This is a genomic window from Streptomyces sp. NPDC049887 (assembly GCF_040656535.1).
Taxonomy (GTDB): Bacteria; Actinomycetota; Actinomycetes; order Streptomycetales; family Streptomycetaceae; genus Streptomyces.
In genome coordinates this window covers 115,066-133,507 of the sequence record NZ_JBFAMM010000007.1, presented here as the reverse complement: position 1 = coordinate 133,507, position 18,442 = coordinate 115,066, and the positions used below count along the sequence as shown (strand labels likewise).

General features: G+C 71.5%; 10 protein-coding genes. 4 read left to right on the top strand and 6 right to left on the bottom strand.

What is annotated here, in order from left to right:
* Window positions 1-113: 113 nt before the first annotated feature.
* The gene (locus AB0J10_RS11315) at window positions 114-500 is read left to right on the top strand and encodes a hypothetical protein (RefSeq protein WP_363060190.1); all 387 of its coding nucleotides are present in this window, start codon (window positions 114-116) and stop codon (window positions 498-500) included.
* Window positions 501-1,384: 884 nt separating this feature from the next.
* Window positions 1,385-1,684 carry a hypothetical protein gene (locus AB0J10_RS11310; RefSeq protein WP_363060188.1) on the top strand — a complete coding sequence of 100 codons (300 nt, stop codon included), beginning with the start codon at window positions 1,385-1,387 and terminating at the stop codon, window positions 1,682-1,684.
* A gap of 282 nt (window positions 1,685-1,966) precedes the next feature.
* Here the strand turns inward: AB0J10_RS11310 and AB0J10_RS11305 are convergent, their stop codons facing one another.
* Window positions 1,967-3,802, bottom strand: coding sequence for a phosphoenolpyruvate carboxykinase (GTP) (locus AB0J10_RS11305; protein WP_363060186.1), 1,836 nt, complete (start codon window positions 3,800-3,802; stop codon window positions 1,967-1,969).
* Window positions 3,803-3,996: 194 nt separating this feature from the next.
* On the opposite strand from AB0J10_RS11305, the gene AB0J10_RS11300 reads away from it, so the two are divergent.
* Window positions 3,997-4,674: a hemolysin III family protein gene (locus tag AB0J10_RS11300; RefSeq protein WP_363060184.1), complete on the top strand. Its 678-nt coding sequence runs from the start codon at window positions 3,997-3,999 to the stop codon at window positions 4,672-4,674.
* 184 nt (window positions 4,675-4,858) lie between these two features.
* On the opposite strand, the gene AB0J10_RS11295 is transcribed toward AB0J10_RS11300, so the two are convergent.
* The 5 genes from AB0J10_RS11295 to AB0J10_RS11275 form a co-directional block, all read right to left on the bottom strand.
* Window positions 4,859-7,264, bottom strand: a complete 2,406-nt coding sequence (locus AB0J10_RS11295; RefSeq protein ID WP_363060525.1) for a galactose oxidase-like domain-containing protein — start codon at window positions 7,262-7,264, stop codon at window positions 4,859-4,861.
* 71 nt (window positions 7,265-7,335) lie between these two features.
* Complete coding sequence (locus AB0J10_RS11290) at window positions 7,336-8,529, bottom strand: glycosyltransferase family 2 protein (protein WP_363060523.1); 1,194 nt, start codon at window positions 8,527-8,529, stop codon at window positions 7,336-7,338.
* A gap of 29 nt (window positions 8,530-8,558) precedes the next feature.
* Window positions 8,559-10,160 (bottom strand): phospholipid carrier-dependent glycosyltransferase, encoded by a 1,602-nt coding sequence (locus tag AB0J10_RS11285; RefSeq protein WP_363060521.1) that lies wholly within the window; start codon window positions 10,158-10,160, stop codon window positions 8,559-8,561.
* Between the two features lie 26 nt (window positions 10,161-10,186).
* On the bottom strand, window positions 10,187-11,443 hold the full coding sequence (locus AB0J10_RS11280) for a glycosyltransferase (protein WP_363060182.1): 1,257 nt from the start codon (window positions 11,441-11,443) through the stop codon (window positions 10,187-10,189).
* 225 nt (window positions 11,444-11,668) lie between these two features.
* Window positions 11,669-13,705 (bottom strand): thioredoxin domain-containing protein, encoded by a 2,037-nt coding sequence (locus tag AB0J10_RS11275; protein ID WP_363060180.1) that lies wholly within the window; start codon window positions 13,703-13,705, stop codon window positions 11,669-11,671.
* A 1,229-nt stretch (window positions 13,706-14,934) separates the two neighbouring features.
* Here AB0J10_RS11275 and AB0J10_RS11270 point away from each other — a divergent pair.
* Complete coding sequence (locus AB0J10_RS11270; RefSeq protein WP_363060178.1) at window positions 14,935-18,213, top strand: tetratricopeptide repeat protein; 3,279 nt, start codon at window positions 14,935-14,937, stop codon at window positions 18,211-18,213.
* Window positions 18,214-18,442 lie beyond the last annotated feature (229 nt).

Here is an 18,442-nt window from a genome sequence, read left to right as displayed (position 1 = left end):
GGCGGGGGCCTCCGGGGCGTGATCGATCCGGAACCCCCAGCTTCCGGACGCCACTCAACTTTAGACGCGATCTAAGCTAGGATGGCTCCAGAGCTACTGCAGGAGGCCGTCCCATGTACGAACCGATCCGCTCCAAGTCGGTGCACTCGATGGCCGGCGAGTCGGACTTCCCCCATCGCACCCGCGAGGAGGAGCTGGACATCCAGCTCGCCGGGCATCTCGCCGCGCTCCTCGCCGTCACCGACGAACTCGGCCTGCTCGCCGATGCCGAGCGCATCGCCGAGCAGGTCGGCCGGCTGCGTGGGACTCCGCCCGTCCGCCATGCCGGACGCACCGACGCCGACCCGGCCGCCCTGCACCGCCGCGCCCTGGCCCTCGCCGGGCGCGCCCTGGTGGTCGCCGCCTCGCGCGCCGACACCGCCGCCGCGATCCTCGCCGCCGAGCGGATGGACGCGCACACCGCCGCCCTGCGCGACACGCGGTTGGTCGGCGCCCCCTGACGGCCCCGGTCCGCGTGCCACGAGACGCGCGGACCGGGCGCCCTCCTTTCACCATGCCGTTCATGACGCAGCCGACGACCCGCGGCTCGCGGCACGGCATCCGCCGCCCATAGCCGAGGCCCCGGCCCAGTGCGGTCTGAGGCCCCCGCCGCGGCGTGCGTCCGATGACGCAGGATCTCCGCTGAGCAGGCGGCTTCATGTAGTGATCAACCTTCGCGCCGGTCGCGACCCGAGCACGTAGGCAGCCCAGAGGGCGTTTTCGAGCACCGGTGTCCCACCCGTTCGGACGGTCGCGACACGGCTGATGAGTCGATCGATCGGCGCGCCTGTCACCACGCACTCGAGACACGGCCGAATCATGGCGGACGGCACACCGCAGGGCCTCCGGACCGGGTGGCGAAGCACGGACGACGCTCACCCCTTGAGCCTTTGGGCGACGCAGGCACTGCACCACTCACCTCGCGCGTGAAAAGGTCGTTCTCAAGAAGGAAGGTCGTTTTATGAGTCCTGAGTTCAGGACTGGATCCGGGCTGGGCCCACAACCGTACGGGCGCAGACGCCTCGTCGGCGGCATGGTGACGTCGCTGGCACTCGTGATGTTGGGTCTTACCAGCCCTGCGATGGCAGCGGCGCCAAGCAACGAGGCGCCGGTATCCACGGAAGACGCTTCTCCGGACGCCGAGAAGTGCTATATCCAGGCGGGCCCCAACGTCCTGCTGGACCGAGGAGACAAGTGCCGGGGCAAGGACGGACCCCCCGGGCCCCCCGGGCCCCCCGGACCTCCCGGACCTCCCGGACCTCCCGGACCTCCCGGACCTCCCGGAACCGGAGCGTGTGTCGACATCGACAGCTACGCACCCAGCGCCTCCGAGGAGTTCAGCGCGTTGCTCACCACCGACGGGAGCTACTTCGTCGGCCGGCGTCCCCACGACGGCGGGGTGGACCTGGACGGTGACGGGGTCACCTTCGAGGCCACCGGGCCCTACGTCTGGCAGAACATCAGCGACGGAGCCCCGAACACCGGCTTCCCCGAAGACCCATGCTCCGTGTCCATCACCGCTCAGGGCAACTCGGCCTACGCGAAGGTGCTCACACTCGACAACGAGGTGTGGGAGACGCACGGTGACATCCAGGGAGGCACCTTCGTCTGGGACGAGCCCTGGGTCGAGCTCACAGAGCCGTAGACACGCGCCATGAGTACCTGCCAGAGCGACAGGGCCCTCCCCGGCGCTCCTGGAGAGATCGCCAAGAGCCGGCACGGCTAACCGTCGGTAGCCGGACGGTCCACACAGTGCCGTGCCCGTCACCGTCCGGGCACGGCACATGTGTGTGCACCACGTGCGGTCCGGCTCGCGCAGCGGGGGAACGGCCGAAGCGCACCTGGCTGCTTCCTTCCCGAAAAGGCCGGGGCCCGCTCCGTACGCCGTTGTACGGTGCGGGCCCCGGTCTCAGCTCCGAGTGGGGGTTCAGCCCAGTCGGGCCACCAGCGCGCGGTACTCGTCCCACAGCTCCTTCGGGGTGTGGTCACCGAAGGTGTTGAGGTGCTCGGGGACCAGCGCGGCCTCCTCGCGCCAGACGTCCGCGTCGACCTTGAGCAGGAAGTCCAGGTCCTCGTCGGCCAGCTCCAGGCCGTCGGTGTCCAGGGACTCCCGGGTGGGGAGGATGCCGATGGCGGTCTCGACGCCCTCGGCCTTGCCCTCCAGGCGCTCCACGATCCACTTCAGCACTCGGCTGTTCTCGCCGAAGCCCGGCCACACGAACTTGCCGGCGTCGTTCTTGCGGAACCAGTTCACGTAGTAGATCTTCGGGAGCTTGGACTGGTCGCCCCGCGCCGAGGCGGCCTGCCCGACCTTGATCCAGTGGGCCATGTAGTCGCCCATGTTGTACCCGCAGAAGGGGAGCATCGCGAACGGGTCGCGGCGCAGCTCGCCGACCTTGCCCTCGGCGGCGGCGGTCTTCTCGGAGGCGACGTTCGCGCCCAGGAAGACACCGTGCTGCCAGTCGAAGGACTCCGTCACCAGCGGGACGGCGGAGGCACGACGGCCGCCGAAGAGGATCGCCGAGATCGGCACGCCCTTCGGGTCCTCCCACTCCGGCGCGATGATCGGGCACTGCGCGGCCGGGACGGTGAAGCGGGCGTTCGGGTGGGCGGCCGGGACGCCGGACTCCGGCGTCCAGTCGTTGCCCTTCCAGTCGGTCAGGTGGGCCGGAGTGTCCTCCGTCATGCCCTCCCACCAGATGTCGTTGTCATCGGTGAGCGCCACGTTGGTGAAGACCGCGTTGCCCCACAGGGTCTTCATGGCGTTGGCGTTGGTGTGCTCGCCGGTGCCGGGCGCGACGCCGAAGAAGCCGGCCTCGGGGTTGATCGCGTAGAGGCGGCCGTCCTCGCCGAAGCGCATCCAGGCGATGTCGTCGCCGATGGTCTCGACGGTCCAGCCGGAGATCGTGGGCTCCAGCATGGCCAGGTTGGTCTTGCCACAGGCCGACGGGAAGGCGGCGGCGACGTACTTCGACTCACCCTGCGGCGGGGTCAGCTTGAGGATGAGCATGTGCTCGGCGAGCCAGCCCTCGTCGCGGGCCATGACGGACGCGATGCGCAAGGCGTAGCACTTCTTGCCGAGAAGGGCGTTGCCGCCGTAGCCGGAGCCGTAGGACCAGATCTCACGGGTCTCGGGGAAGTGCGAGATGTACTTCGTGGAGTTGCACGGCCAGGGCACGTCCTCCTGGCCGGGCTCCAGCGGTGCGCCGAGGGTGTGGACGGCCTTCACGAAGAAGCCGTCGGAGCCGAGCTCGTCGAGGACGGCCTGACCCATCCGGGTCATGGTGCGCATGGCGACGGCGACGTAGGCGGAGTCGGTGATCTCGACGCCCAGCGCGGAGAGCGGCGAACCGAGAGGTCCCATGCAGAAGGGGACGACGTACATCGTCCGGCCCTTCATCGAGCCGCGGAAGATGCCCTTCTCACCGGTGAAGACGTCCCGCATCTCGGCGGGGGCCTTCCAGTGGTTCGTCGGGCCGGCGTCCTCCTCCTTCTCGGAGCAGATGAAGGTCCGGTCCTCGACGCGCGCCACGTCCGTCGGGTCGGAGGCGGCGTAGTAGGAGTTCGGGCGCTTGATCGGGTCCAGCTTGCGGAACGTGCCCTTGGCGACCAGTTCCTCGGCCAGGCGGTCGTACTCGGCCTCGGACCCGTCGCACCAGACCACCCTGTCCGGCTGCGTCAGAGCTGCGATCTCGTCGACCCAGGCGATCAGTTCCTGGTGGTTGGTGGGTGCCGTGCTGGGAGCCGCGATGTCGCGCGCCACGATTGCTCCTAAAAGAGGGGTTTGAGGTTGTTGCCCCGTGGGGGCTGCGACCCGGATGCTTCGTAGCTGCTCATCCGGTGCCGACCGCACTCATCTGATCATCCGTGTCCGGTGCCCATATGTCCAGAGGACCTCTCACGTGAGCATTGCCACTCGGGGTCCGTCACCTACGGCCCCGTAGGTAGCATGCCGCCATGACTGCAGCTCCGCCCGACGTGCACGAGATCGATCCACCGCCGGTGAAGCCGCGGTTGCGGGGCTGGCTGCACGCGGGGATGTTTCCCGCCGTACTGATCGCGGGAATCGTGCTGACGGCACTCGCGGACTCGACCCGCGGCAGGATCGCCTGCGGCATCTACGTGGTCACCGCCTGTCTGCTCTTCGGTGTGAGCGCGCTCTACCACCGGGGCACCTGGGGCCCCCGCGCGACGGCCGTCCTCCGCCGGCTCGACCACGCGAACATCTTCCTGATCATCGCCGGTACGTATACCCCGCTGACCCTGCTGCTCCTGCCGGACTCCACCGGGCGGGTGCTGTTGTGGGCGGTCTGGGCGGCAGCGGTTGCCGGAATCGCCTTCCGGGTGTTCTGGGTCGGCGCGCCGCGGTGGCTCTACACGCCCTGCTACATCGCGATGGGCTGGGCCGCGGTCTTCTTCCTGCCCGACTTCATGCGCAAGGGCGGCATCGCCGTCCTCGTGCTCGTGATCGTCGGCGGGCTGCTGTACAGCGCCGGCGGGGTCGTCTACGGGATGAAGCGGCCGAATCCGTCACCGCGCTGGTTCGGCTTCCACGAGGTCTTCCACTCCTTCACCCTGGCCGCCTTCGTCGTCCACTACGTGGGGATCTCCCTGGTCGCCTACCAGCACGCCTGAGCGAGGCCGAGGGGCGCCACGGACCGTACACGTCGGTGGCCGGTGCCCGACGGTGGCGGCCGCCCTGCTCGAGGCCGCGCTCGACCGGGCGGAGCGCGACCGGCGGGACGACCCGGCCGCGCTCCTGGACGGTCCCCTCGTCACGCCCGGGGGACGGGCCGTCCTCCGGGCGCGGGAGGACCGGCTACCTCCTCAGGTCCCCCTTCCCGCAGGTCCGGCCGTCCCGGTCCGGGTCGAGCCGGAGCGGGTCGTCCTTGCCGTTGACCTTCAGCCGGGCATAGCCGTGCGCCGTGAGCCAGTCGCAGCGGGACTTGGTCGTCGCCTTCACCGGCGCCGGGAAGGTGAGCGGCACACAGACGCCGGCCGAGCCGTAGTGCCGGTCACAGCCCGCGATCTTCGAGCCGACCGGGGCCGAGGCGCGCTTCTTGCCGTTCTTCTTCGGGGACTTGGCGAGATCCCCTGCGAAGTCGTGCACGTGCGCCGAGGGGGCGTCGTACGCGGCCCGCGCCGCCGCGGGCGGGGCACCCAGGTGCACCCACTCGGCGACCGACGGGATCCCGGCGGCGTCGACGCCGAAGAGCATGTACCAGCCGGGCGGGGCGAGGTTGGGGTTGCTGGTGACGTTCAGGTCGATCGTCCGGTCGTCCACCACGCTCATCGGAAGGTCCACGAACCGCTGGTTGGGGTCCGAGGAGTGGGTGACCGCGGCGGGGCGGATCAGCTCCGCCCTGGCGATCGGCCGGTCCACGGTGATCCGCTGGGTGTCGCCGTACTGCCACTCGCCGTCGATCACCGAAGTGATGCGCGGACGAGGGCCCTTCAGCAGGTACGGCGGGGTGTAGATCGACACGTTGTGGTTGTAGGTGCCGTTGCCGGGGTTGTCGCCCACGGCCATCACCCGGCCGTCCGGCAGCAGGAACGCCGACGAGTGGTACGTGCGCGGGATCGGGTCGGCCGCGAGGCCGTCCTGGTAGGTGTCGGTCACCGGGTCGAAGAAGGACGCCTCGTACACCGGGTCCGCCCGGTCGTGCAGACCGCCGCCGGTCTCCAGCACCTTGCCGTCGGGCAGCAGCACCGCGGAGACGAACATCTTGCCCTCGTCACCGGTCTGCGCTCGCTTGCCCTGGCCCTGGTCGACGAGGCCCTGAGGCAGCGGCGGACCGGCCGTGTACTGCGGGTTCGGCTGCTTGAGGTCGATGATGTCGGTGAGCCGGTTGGCGGCCGGGTTGGTCTCGTTGTTGCCACCGCCGATGGTGAGGACCCGCTGGTCCTGCGCCGGGGGGAGCAGCACGCTCGCGCTCTCGTCGCGCTGGTCCTTGTTCCGCAGACCCGGCACGTCGGTGATGGTGTTGGCGTCGTAGTCGTAGATCGAGGCGCCGGTGCCCGGGGTGCCGTTGCCGAAGACATGGCTGCCGGAGTAGAAGAGGCGGCCGTCCTGCATCAGGATCATCGACGGGTACAGGCCCCAGAACGACCAGGTCTGGTTGACCTGGTGGAGCGGCAGCCACTTGTTCTCGGCGGCCGAGAACTTCTCCGCCGTCACATTGCCCGTCGAGTCCTCCTTCAGCCCGCCGAAGGAGATGACGTCACCGTTGCCGAGGATCGTCGCCGACGGGTACCAGTGGCCCCCGTTCATGTCGTTGGTCCGCGTGTAGGTCTCGGTCTGCGGGTCGAAGATGTACGAGTCCTTCAGGCCCTGGTAGCCGATCGAGCCGTCGGCCGACGGATAGCCCTTGTTGCCGCTCATCACCAGCACCCGCCCGTCGGACAGCTGGACGTGCCCGGCGCAGAACATGTCCGCGGGCGTCGGGATGTTCTCGTACGTCCCGGCCACCGGGTCGTACAGGGCGGAGGTGAAGGTGCCCGCCTCGAACATCCCCGGGTCGTTCCCGGAGCCGGCGATGAGGAGCACCTTGCCTCCCCCAGGGCCTCCGGCCTGGGAGGTACCCCCGTGGAGCACCACCGAGTGCACCGAGCGCACCGGGTTCTGCGTCGGCATGACGTCCCACCGGCCCTTGGCGCACTCCTCGGCCGTGGCCGTGCACACCGGGTCGGGTGGCGGCGGCGCGACCTCCTCCATCGCGTAGTCGTCGGTGGTGACGCTCCCGGTGCCGAAGACGGAGACGCCCCAGGTGATCTGGTCCGTGTCCGGTGGGATGGCCGGGGTGCGGACCTCGCTGCGGGTCCAGTCCCCCTCCATGGGAAGGGTGCGCAGGTCGGTCCAGTACTGCCAGCCGGCGGTGGTGTCGTGGCGGAAGAGGGTGAGGGCCGTGTCCGGGGTCGTCGACTTGTACCAGAAGGACAGGTCGTACTGGCGCTCCGGGACGACGTGCGGGGCGCAGGCGGCGGACTCCGTGATGAGCGCCTTGCGGTCGCCGTCCACCCGACGGGTCAGTTCGACCTTCATCGCGGCGGAGCCGCTGTGTGCGTCCGCGGTGGTGGTGAAGGTGAAGTCGTTGTCCCCCCAGCCCGACTTGGCCCAGCAGAAGGGCATGTCGCCGCTGCCGGGTGTCTCGAATCCGGGGTTCTTGACGAGGTTGGGCCCCGCGGTGGCCGGCTGCTGTGCGGCGAGCAGCAGGCCCGCGGTCATGGCGGCGACGGCCAGCAGAGCGGTCGTCCTGCGGGTACGGCCGGTGGGTCTGCGGGTACGTCCGGGTGGCTTCAACTGGTGCTCCTTGCTGTACCGGTACGGCTCCTTGTGGAGCGGCCTCCGCGCGGCAGGTAGACGAGCGCCTCGGTCCCGGCGAAGCGCAGGACGAACGTCGTGAGCAGCGCGAGCGTGGTGGCGGGCAGCACGGCCAGGTGGAACTGCCCGACGAGCAGGGCGATCAGCGGGATCCGCAGCACCAGGTCCGCGTTGGCGAGCAGCGCGAACCGGCCCACGCGGTCGGCCCAGTGGCGGTGGTGGCGCCGGTCGCGGAACAGCAGCACCTCGATGAGGAGAAAGTTCCACAGCACGCCGAACTGGTTGGCGAGGATCTCGGCGGGCAGATAGTGAAGACCGGCGGTCACCAGCGCGTGCAGCGCAAGCAGGTTGGGGACGAAGCCGGTGAGCCCGATGAGCCCGAAGGCGGCCATCCGGGCGAGCGGTGCGGCGGTGCGCAGCCCGACCAGGTGCCGCAGGAAGCGCAGGCCCTCCCTGGCCGTCGACTTGGACTCGCCGGCGAACCGGTCCTGGAAGACGAACGGCACCTCGGCGACCCCGCCCGGCCGGCAGCGCACGGCCAGCTCCAGCAGGATCTTGTAGCCGAGCGGCTTCAGCGCTTCGGCGGTCACCGCGGACCGGCGGATGGCGAAGAAGCCGCTCATCGGGTCGCTGATGCCGTGCAGGGCCCGCGGGAAGAGGCCCTTGGCGAGCCAGGTCGCGCCGCGGGAGACCGCAACCCGGTAGCCGCCCGCGAGCCCCGCGCGGCTGCCGCCGGGCAGATAGCGGCTGGCGACGACGAGGTCGGCGGACTCCTTCTCGCCGGTGGCGACGAGGTCGGGGACCAGGGACGGCGGATGCTGGAGGTCGGCGTCCATGACCACGATCCAGTCCGACCCCGCGGCCTTCATCCCCTCGACGACCGCGCCGCCGAGTCCGCCGTCGGGCGAGTCCCGGTGGATGACCGTGACGGGGAAGGGGCAGTCCTGCGCCGCCTCGGCGATCACCGCCGGGGTGTCGTCGGAGGAGTCGTCGACGAACACGACCTCGCAGGGGAGCCGCGCCGGCACGGAGTCGGTGAGCCGGTGCAGCAGTTCCCGTACGTTCGCCGACTCGTTGAAGGTCGGGATCACCACGGTGACGGCCGCCGGTTCGGCGACCCCCGCGGTCTCGCCGAGCGTGCCCTCGAACGCTCCCGGACTGAACCCCAGTCCATCGGCCGAAGGTGTGTGATGGCTCGTCACGTGTGGTCAGCTCCCCCGATTTCGCGGATCTCGATACGGTCCTCGCCCTCGCCGAAGACGGCGACGGGCGTGGAGTGCTCCAGCGCGGCCCGCACATTGGGCAGATCGCGCGCGTCGCGGCGGACCGTCGGCGAGGCGACCACGTAGTCCAGGTCCCGCCAGCCGCGCGGCATGGTCTTCGTCACCGCCGGGTCGAGGTCGGCCTTGTAGAACCAGATGGCCCCGAGCCCCGGCTGGTACCCGGCGTGCACCAGGTCGAGCCAGAGGGCGTCGTCGACGAGCACCCGGGTGCGGGCGGGTTCGTCGACCTCGGTGCTCAGCCACTGCGCGGCGGCCCGGTACGGGGCGTTGGCGTCGGCCGTCATCGCGGTGCGGTCGCCGTCGTACCAGCGCGGCACGACGTACACGGCCGCGGCGAGGGCGAGCACGGCGGCCGCGGACCGGCGGGCGAGCGTGAGCGGCCGTCCCTCTCCGGGACGGCGCCACCGGCTGAGCACCGCGTGCCCGACACTCGCCGCCCCGCCCGCCAGCACCAGTGCCAGGAACGGCAGCGCCTGGATGACGTACATCGCGGGCAGGTAGCCCGACGGGCGCATCGCGACGGCCGCCAGGATGGCCACGGCCAGCGCGGGCCCGGCGAGCGCCCGCGCGGTCACCGACCAGCGGAGTGTGAGGAGGAGCAGCGCGGCGCCGGCGAGCCCGCCCATCGGCAGCACCCGGTCGTAGTAGAGCCAGGACCGGAGCACGCCGTTCGAGCCGGTCCCCTCGCTGAGGACGAACCCCGAGCCGGGCCGGCTCATCTGGTAGGTGATGCCCTCCCACAGCGACACATGGCCCTCGCCCGGCAGCAGTTCGCCCTTGAGGAGCGCGAACAGCGGGTAGGAGAAGCCGATCAGGGCGCAGGCGGTGACGGCGCCCGTGACCGCGAACTTACGGGTGTCCCGGTGGCTGAAGCGCCACATCGTCACCAGCAGCGCGGGAAGGACGACCAGCATCGTCTCCTTGGTGAGCACCGCGGTGGCGGCGGCGAGCCCGGCCCCGAAGTGGTGCCACAGATGCCGGCTGGGCGAGGCCGCCAGGCAGAACGCCAGCAGCATCCACATCACGGCGAGGTTGTCGAGGAAGATCTCCCTCTGCAGGACCACGGACAGCGGCGAGAGCCCGAAGAGGACCATCGCCAGCCCGGCCGCCCAGCGAGGCAGCCAGAGCCGCCGCGCCAGCACGTAGAGCAGGACCGCGGAGGCCGCGCTGATCAGCAGCATCGCCCCGCGCATCGTGGCCACCGTCATCGCGTCCGGTGCGACGAGCGAGGGTATCCAGGTCAGACCGGCGAGCTGGATCCAGCCGAGCGGCGGATGGTCGTACCAGTACGTGTAGTGGGCCAGGCCCTCGCCCTGCTGGACCGCCCACGCCTGGGCGAGGTAGGTGCCCTCGTCGTCGCTGAGGGTCGGGAAGTGCTGGATGTTCCAGCCCTGCACCAGGAGGATCGCGGTCAGCAGCGCAGCGCACAGCAGCAGGTCGGGCCGGGAGGACCGGAAGCGGACGACGGGCCGGACGGTGAGGCGTCTCGCGGGATCGGCGGAGCGGGCGGCCGCCACCGGTGGCGCCGCCGTGAGGGTGGAGGTCACGCGGGGACGTCCTCTCGGGTGAGGTGCGCGCCGACATGGCTGGTCAGCTCCCACTCGTTGCGGCCGCGCTGCTCGCGCCACACGGCCCGCACGGCCGCGCCCGCGAGAAGCACCTGGTAGAAGGGGCCGCCGGCGATGAGCTTGAGGTAGTGCGGGAAACGGACCCGCAGCCCGTACTGGGTTCCGAAGTCGTGCAGTCCGACGATCTCGAAGACGAAGGTCACCATCGCCGTGATCAGCGGCAGGAAGGTGAGGAAGGCGACGCCGACCGGCACGTCGAGGAGAAGTGCGGCGGCGGCGTTGACGGGGATGACCACGCCCGTGAACGCCTGCATGAACGGGGTCATCAGCGTGTAGCGGGCGAGCATGCGCTGCCCGAGTGTGGGCAGTTGCCGCCAGTCCCTCTTCCGGTACACCTGCAGGAAGCCCTGGTTCCAGCGGGTGCGCTGCTTCAGCAACGACATCAGCGTGCCGGGGGTCTCCTCCCGGGTGACCATGTCGGCGTCGTAGGCGACGACGACCTTCTTGCCGCGGCTGGACAGGCGCACGCCGAGGTCGCAGTCCTCGGCCAGGCAGTTCTGGTCCCAGCCGCCGGCCTCGCGCAGCACGTCGGTGCGGACGAAGACGGTGTTGCCGCCGAGCGGGATGAAGCCCTTGGCGGCATGGAGGTGGAGACGGGAACGGAACCAGAAGAAGTACTCCAGGCAGTTGCGCAGCGCGTACCACGAGGAGTGGAAGTTGATCAGCTGGACGCCGCCCTGGACGACGTCGGCGCCGGTGGCGGTGAAGGCGTGGTCGACATGGGCCAGGAGTTCCGGGTGGACCTGGTCCTCGGCGTCGAAGACCCCGACGACGTCCCCGCGGCAGTGCGGGAGGGCCGTGTTGAGGGCCTTCGGTTTGTTCTTGGTCTCATGGGTGTCGACGACGACCCGTACCCGGTCGGGATCGCGGGACGCGGCCCGCGCGGCGACCTCCGTGGTCTCCGGGTCGTCGTGCCCGACGATGACGATGATCTCGAAGTCGCGGTGGCTGGACTCCAGCAGCCTGCCGATGGTGTGTTCCAGCACCAGCTGCTCGTGCCGGGCGGGCAGCAGCAAGGAGAACGACAGTCCCTCCGTGCCCGCCGGGCTCTCGAAGCGTGTCGAAGCGAGCGTCTCCGGTGTGCGCCAGGCGTGCATCTGCCACCAGAGTGTGAACGCCGCCATCCAGAAGAGCGCCAAGGAGATGGCGCCGATGAACAAGGACGTGAGCAATTGGCCCCCCAACGACAGGGGCGACCGCCACGGCAGGCCCCCTCGCCCACCGCGCTCCTGCCCCTGAACCCCCCTGCGCGGGCGCGGCGGGACCGCAGCGCGGACCCGCCGCATACGCAGCTGCTGTGTCAGCGGTGAAGAGAATAGGCGGATTGTGTGACCGACGTACGCCTGTTTCGATGAATGGCGCGTTTCGGGCAGGCCACCGAAATCGTCCGCCGACGTTCAGCCTCGAGGCGTCAACTCCCGCCGTAGCTCCTCCACTTCGGTGACCGGGGCGGCACAGACGAAATGCCGGCAGACATAGGCCGCCGGCTGCCCGTCGACCAGCGGGCGGTCCGCGAGCAGCGGGAACTCATCACTGCCCGGCCCACCGGCGGCGACCACGGCTCCCGGCGCCGTCCCCAGCAGGGCGGCCCGGTGCAGATTCCGCATCCCGGCGTCACCGGGCGCTCCGACGACCGCCACCTCCCGCGGGCCGTCGAGCAGCGCCTCCGCGGCGGCCAGTCCCCACCCGATGAACCGGGGGGCGCGCGGGCCGAGCGCCTTCACCACGCCCAACGCCCTCTCCGCCTCGGTGCGGTGGGCCTCCGAGCCGGTGTGCGCGGCGTAGGAGAGCAGCGCGCAGGCCGCGGCCGTCCAGCCGGAGGGGGCGGCGTTGTCCGTGGGGTCCTGGGGCCGCCGGATCAGCCGCTCGGCGTCGCGAGCCGTGTCGTACAGCTGCCCCTCGGGTCCCGTGAACCGCTCCAGGACGCCGTCCAGCAGGAATCCCGCGAACTCCAGCCATGCGCCCTCGCCGCTGACGGAGGCGAGGGCCAGGAAGCCCTCGGCGACATCGGCGTAGTCCTCCAGCACCCCGGCGTTGGCGCCCGCACGGCCGTCCCTGGAGGTACGGGCCAGCCGCGCACCGTCGTCCAGGTGGAGCCGGACGAGCAGATCGGCGGCCTCGGTGGCGCGCTCGACGAGGTCCGGTCGGTCGAAGTAGCCGCCCGCTTCCGCCAGCGCTGCGATCGCGAGACCGTTCCACGCTGCGACGATCTTGTCGTCGCGGCCCGGTCGCGGCCGTTGCTCGCGCGCCGCCAGCAGCCTCTCCCGCACGGACGCGACCCTCTCGGCGTCGGCGACGCCCGCGTCCTGCGGAAGCCGGAGCACCGAGGAGCCGTGCTCGAAGGTGCCCTCCTCGGTCACACCGAAGTACCGCATGGCGAACTCGGCGTCGTCCTCACCCAGTACCTCCCTCAGTCCGCCGGGCGTCCAGACGTAGTACGCGCCCTCGGCATGCTTCCCGGAACCGTCGGGAAGAGCGCTGTCGGCGTCGAGGGCGGAGGCGAAACCGCCTTCCGGCGTCCTCAGTTCCCGCACCATGAAGTCGGCGGTCTCCAGGGCGACCCGGCGGGCGAGATCACTGCCGGTGATCCGCCACAGATGGGCGTACACCCGGCAGAGCAGGGCGTTGTCGTAGAGCATCTTCTCGAAGTGGGGAATCACCCACTCGCGGTCCACCGAGTACCGGGCGAAGCCGCCGCCGAGCTGGTCGTAGATCCCGCCCCGGGCCATCGCCTCGCAGGTGTCGGCGGCCATCTGCAGCGCGCCCTCGGCGCCGGTGCGCGCGTAGTGCCGCAGCAGGAACTCCAGGACCATCGACGGCGGGAACTTCGGCGCCCCGCCGAAACCGCCGTGCGCTGGGTCGTACTCCCGGGTGAGGCCGAGCAGAGCCTGGGCCAGCTCCTGCTCTCCCGGGGTCCCCTGTCCCCCGTACGCCAGGGTCCGTCCCGCCAGATCGCGGACGATCTTCCCGGCCATCTCGTCGACCTCGCCTCGGCGGTCCGTCCAGGCGGCGGTGACGCCTTCCAGGACCTGGCGGAACGACGGCATGCCGTGCCGAGGGGCGGGCGGGAAGTAGGTGCCGAAGTAGAAGGGCTGCGCCCCGGGCGTGAGGAACACGGTCATGGGCCAGCCGCCCTGGCCCGTGGCCGCCTGCACGGCCTCCATGTACACGGCGTCCACGTCGGGACGCTCCTCGCGGTCGACCTTGACGGACACGAAGTGCTCGTTCAGATACGCCGCGGTGTCGTCGTCCTCGAAGGACTCGTGGGCCATGACGTGGCACCAGTGGCAGGCGCTGTAGCCGACGCTCAGCAGCACGGGGACATCGCGCCGCCGGGCTTCTTCGAACGCGTCGGGTCCCCACGGCCACCAGTCGACCGGATTGTCAGCGTGCTGAAGCAGATAAGGCGAGGTCACACCAGCCAACCGGTTCATACACTCCAGCCTCTCACAGCGCCTGGCACGGCAGACGAAACCCTCACGGCCCCTCCTCGCTCGGCCGAATCGCACGTGGCGCCGAGTCGAGCGGCCCGACACCTCGGAACAGCAGGCTGGGCGCAGCAGCACCGGACCTGCGAAGGCTCCCCGAAGGAGGTACCCCATGACCAGCCGTGGCGGTGGCCCGCGTGGACGCATGCGCAGATCAGCGCGGAACCGTACGGCTCCTGGTCCGAGGAGCGGTGCGACGGCATCGAGAGCGGGTCGCACCCAGGGCGTGTTCCCCGAGCCGGGGCCGGGATCGCCGGCCGCCGCACGCGGGAACTTCCGGGCCGCTCTCCCTCACCCGGGCTGGTGCTCCGGCGCACCGGGGGCAGTCGACTCCCCATGCCTCCGAGCGTTCTTCGCGGTGGGAGCCGGCCGGTAGGCGGTCCTTGGGGCGTAGCCCAACCAGGGGCAGGCGCTACCGGTTCGGCACCCCACGGGTGGTCGTCCCCGCAGAGCGAGACACGGCCGTCGGGCCGGAACCTCGTCACGGCGGGCCTCCCGGTGGGAACACGAGGAAGCCGCCCCGGACGGACAGCCGGGGCGGCACATGAGCGACGGGAATCGCGACGGTGACGCAATGGTGAAGTGATGCAGTGATGCAGTGATGCAGTGATGCAGTGACATGCGGAGCAGCCGATTGCCCCGGAACGGGCACGTCGCGCCGCCGCCTTCGTCGAAGGCCTCCGGCGCGCCGGGCCACCACTCACCTTTCACGGCGGAGCGGGGAGAGACCCGCATCTCTCCCCGCTCCCGCCGGGCCGGGTGGCGGCCCGGCGCGCCGGAGGATCGGCTGCCGTCCGGCGGCCGGCGGAGCGGCTCCCGGGTGGCCGTCGGCAGGAAGCAGCGCAGCGAGACTTCGTGATGACCACCCGGTGCCGCCACTCATCTGGCGGTCCTTCTCCTCGTGGTGTCCTCCTTCTCGCAGTCGGGACGGGGAACTCGGGTGTCTGCCAGGGGTCCTCCCTTCGTGGTTGCCGGTCCGATACCGTCCGGCTGCCCTGACCGATTAAGGACAAACGTCCGCTGATCGGGTGAATCCGGCCGCAGCGGGCGTCTCCGCAGGCGTGCGGGGGATCCCCGATGAGGGGGCTTGATCGCCGGACTCCCTCGCGCCGCCGCGCGTCCCGCAGGACACTTGGCACCGGAACGAAAGCGGAGGCTCTCGGAGGGGGACCCACATGCGGGACAGCCATCGGGCGGAAGCCGAGAGGCTGTTGGTACGTGCCGTCGAGGAGGAGGTGCGCCGCTCCGGCGGCAGAACGGACTCCGGCGCGCTGCTCTCACGCGGCCACGAGGCACTGGAGACGATGGCGGCGAGTGCGGACGAGGAGTACGCCGCGTACCTCCGTGCCGTGGAGGAGGCCGAGGCGGGGCACTCGTCCCTGACCGAGCGGTTCCGCCGGGAGGACATGTCGACTCCCGTACTCGTCACGGCGGTTGCCGCAGCCGCCGCGATCGGGGCGGACATGGCCCTCGGTACGGCCACGGGTACGGCGCTGGGCGCCGGTGCCGTGGTCGTGGTCGCCGGGGCGGCGGCGACCGTCGCCAAGGTGACCGCCTCCCACTGGCCGGCGGCGCACCGCAGGGCCGGTGCGCTCGGACAGCCGGGCGGGCCTGAGCAGTTGCGGCTGCAGTGGCTGACCGCGCTGGAGGTCCGGGGCATCCGGCCGTTCCTGGACCGGCAGCGAATGCTGACGGCCGCCGCCGCCCGCCCCGTGAAGAAGACGGCCGCGGGCCCGCCGCTGCGCGGGGCGGACCGCAGCCAGGCGGCCCGCCGGCGCAATGTGCTGGAGCAGTCCTTCGCCCATCTCCCCGAGCCCGGGGGGCCGTTCGCCGGCCGCCGGGAGGCGATGGCGCAGATCGCTCGGTGGGTGCACGCGGCGCGGGCGTCGACGGAGACGAAGCCGACGGTCGTGGTGCTGTACGGCGAGCCGGGGTCGGGCCGCACCACGCTCGCGGTGCGGGCCGCCCGTCAGCTGAAGGACCAGTTCCGGGGCGCGTGCCTGGTGGACCTGCGTGGCGCCTCCGCGGACGGGCAGCCGCTGTCGACCCGGGACGCGCTGCTGCACCTGCTGAACCGGCTCGGTGCCCCGCGCGAGCAGTTGCTGTTCCGGGAGCGGTCGTCTGCGGAGCAGCAGGTCCGCCGCCTCGGCGAGCTCTACCACCAGTACCTGACCGGCCTGCCCGTCACCGTCGTCCTGGACGATGCGAGCGACCCCGAGCAGGTGCGGACCCTCGTCCCGGAGCGCTCGGACAGTCTGGTGCTGGTGACCGCCCGGGAACCGCTGGAACTCCCGGAGGACGTCCCGGCGTGGGTGCACCGGCTGCCGGTGGAGGCGCTGGACGCGGCGGGAGCCGAGGAACTCCTCGCGGCCTCCGCGGGGGAGCCGCTGGAAGGCCCTTACGACTCGCGCTCGATGGACACGATCCGGGAGCTGTCCGGCGGACTGCCCCTGGCGCTGCGGATCGCGGGCTCGTCCCTCGGCGCCCGCACCCCGCACGCGCTGGCCGCCGACCTCGGCGCGTACGGGCCGGTGGGGCCGGTCGAGCGGGCCCTGTGGCTGCGCTACACGGATCTCCCGGACCAGGGCCGCAGGCTGCTGCGCAGGCTGGCTCTCGCGGGCCGGGCGTCCCTGGGAGCAGCCGCGGCGTCGGCCCTGCTGGGCACCGACGAGAACGAGGCGCAGCGGCTGCTGTCGGAGCTGGCGCGCGCGGGGCTGCTGGACCGTGTGCGCGGGGGACCTTCCACGCCGTCGGGGGTGCCGCCGCGCCCGCAGGTCGCCGGAGGAGCGGGAGGAGAGCGCTACCGGCTGCACGACGCCGTGCGGGCCTTCGCCCGGGAGCGGCTGCTGGACGAGGAGGAGCAGGCGGAACGCACGGCCGCGCAGGAGCGGTTGGTCATCGGGTACGCGGAACTCGCGGACACGGTGATCCGGCTCGTCGACGGGAAGACCTCCACCCGGGCCGACATGTTCGCCCGGACGTCGGCCGGTCACGGCTTCTCCTCGCTGGAGGCGGCACTGCGCTGGCTGGACGACGAGTCGAGCTTCATCACCGCGGCGCTCCGGCACGCCGAGGGCGTGGACCAGCAGGTCGTGCTGAACCTCCTGGGCGCGCTGTGCGACTACTGCCTGCTGCGTGGCGACCTCTACCGGCTCGGGGAGATCAACGAGCTGACACAGGCCGTCGACCAGGGCCTTCTGGTCCGCTCGGTGCAGTGGCGCACCGGTATCGCCGCCCGGCAGCTCGGTGAGCTGGACAAGGCGCGCACCACCCTGTCGTCGGTCGTGGACCTGTACCGCGAGGCGCAGCACGAGGCGGGCGCGGCCCGGGCGCTGTGCTCGCTCGGCATCACGCTCCACCACCAGGGCAATCTGACCGAGGCGGCGGCGAAGCTGCGCGAGGCGGTCGACCTGCAGTCCTCCGAGGAACTGGCCGCGGACCGGGCGTGGACCCTGCACGCGCTGGCGGCGGTGGAGCGGGACCGGGCGAACCTCGCCGAGGCGCGGGCGCTGCTCACAACGGCCGTCCGGCTGCACCGCGAGAGCGAGTCGCTGCACGGCGAGGCCTGGTCCCACTTCCAGTTCGGCCAGGTGCATCTGCGCATGGGCGCGGTGCCGGACGCGGAGTCGTCACTGAGGCTGGCGCTGGACCTCTACGGGCGGACCCAGGACGAGCGGGGCGCGGCGTGGGCGCTGACCCAGCTGGCCCGTGCCCGGCTGGTGGACGGCGAACCGTCACCGGCGGTCGAACAGCTGAACCAGGCCCTCGCCCGGCACCGAGAGAACGAGGACGCGCGCGGTGAGGCGTGGACCCTCTACTACCTGGGCCAGGCGCTGGAAGAGCGGGGTGAACGCGACCAGGCGGTGCGTGAACTGGAGCGCGCCCGGACGATGTTCTCCCGGATGCGGGACGTGTACGGGCTGGCCTGCGCCCGCCACCACTCCGGCCGCGCCACCCGCGACCAGCGCGCGGCGCAGACGGGCAATCTGCGCAACTCGGGTTTCGCCCGCCAGCTCCTGGTCGACGCCCGCGCCGACTTCCAGCGCATCCGGGTGGCCCACGGAGAGGCGTGGACCTGTCTGGAACTGGCGGTGATCGACGCGGGCAACAGCCGCTCGGCCCAGGCGCTGGCGTTGTGCGACGAGGCGGCCGGGCTGTTCGCCTCGTACGGCGATCGCCGGGGCGCGGACTGGGCCGGTTTCCTGCGCTGCACACTGCTGCCGTACGCCTCGGCGGGCGGGGTGGAGGTGGGCACGGTCGTCGCCCAGGAGGAGCTGGCCGCGCTCCGCGAGGCGTCCCACCCGGCCCGCGACGGGCGGCTGGAGGACTGCATGGAGGCGTTCGCCCTGGTCCTGGGGCGCGGGGTGCGGCTGGAGGACGACTGGCAGGCGTGGCAGCTGGGCATGGTGCCGGGCCGGCAGGCCCGGGAGGTGATGGGGGTGCCCGTGGACTGAGCCGATGCATCCACAGCGGCCGGTCCGGGCGGTCGGAAGGCCGCGGGCGGACACGTGAGCCCCGTCAGCGGCGACACCCCGCCGCTCCGACCCGACCGGCAGGCGGCTGACGGTCCGTCGACGCCGATGGCGCGGCGGTACGGCCGTGGTACGGCCGACGCGGGGTACGACGTGGTACTTCCGGCGCGGCAGTACGACGTGGTACTTCCGGCGCGGCGGTGGACACGGC

Excerpts from the sequence above, each read along its gene's own strand:
- AB0J10_RS11300 (WP_363060184.1), top strand. The coding sequence starts at position 3,997 with ATGACTGCAGCTCCGCCCGACGTGCACGAGATCGATCCACCGCCGGTG.
- AB0J10_RS11295 (WP_363060525.1), bottom strand. The coding sequence starts at position 7,264 with ATGACCGCGGGCCTGCTGCTCGCCGCACAGCAGCCGGCCACCGCGGGG.
- AB0J10_RS11275 (WP_363060180.1), bottom strand. The coding sequence starts at position 13,705 with ATGAACCGGTTGGCTGGTGTGACCTCGCCTTATCTGCTTCAGCACGCT.
- AB0J10_RS11315 (WP_363060190.1), top strand. The coding sequence starts at position 114 with ATGTACGAACCGATCCGCTCCAAGTCGGTGCACTCGATGGCCGGCGAG.
- AB0J10_RS11270 (WP_363060178.1), top strand. The coding sequence starts at position 14,935 with ATGCGGGACAGCCATCGGGCGGAAGCCGAGAGGCTGTTGGTACGTGCC.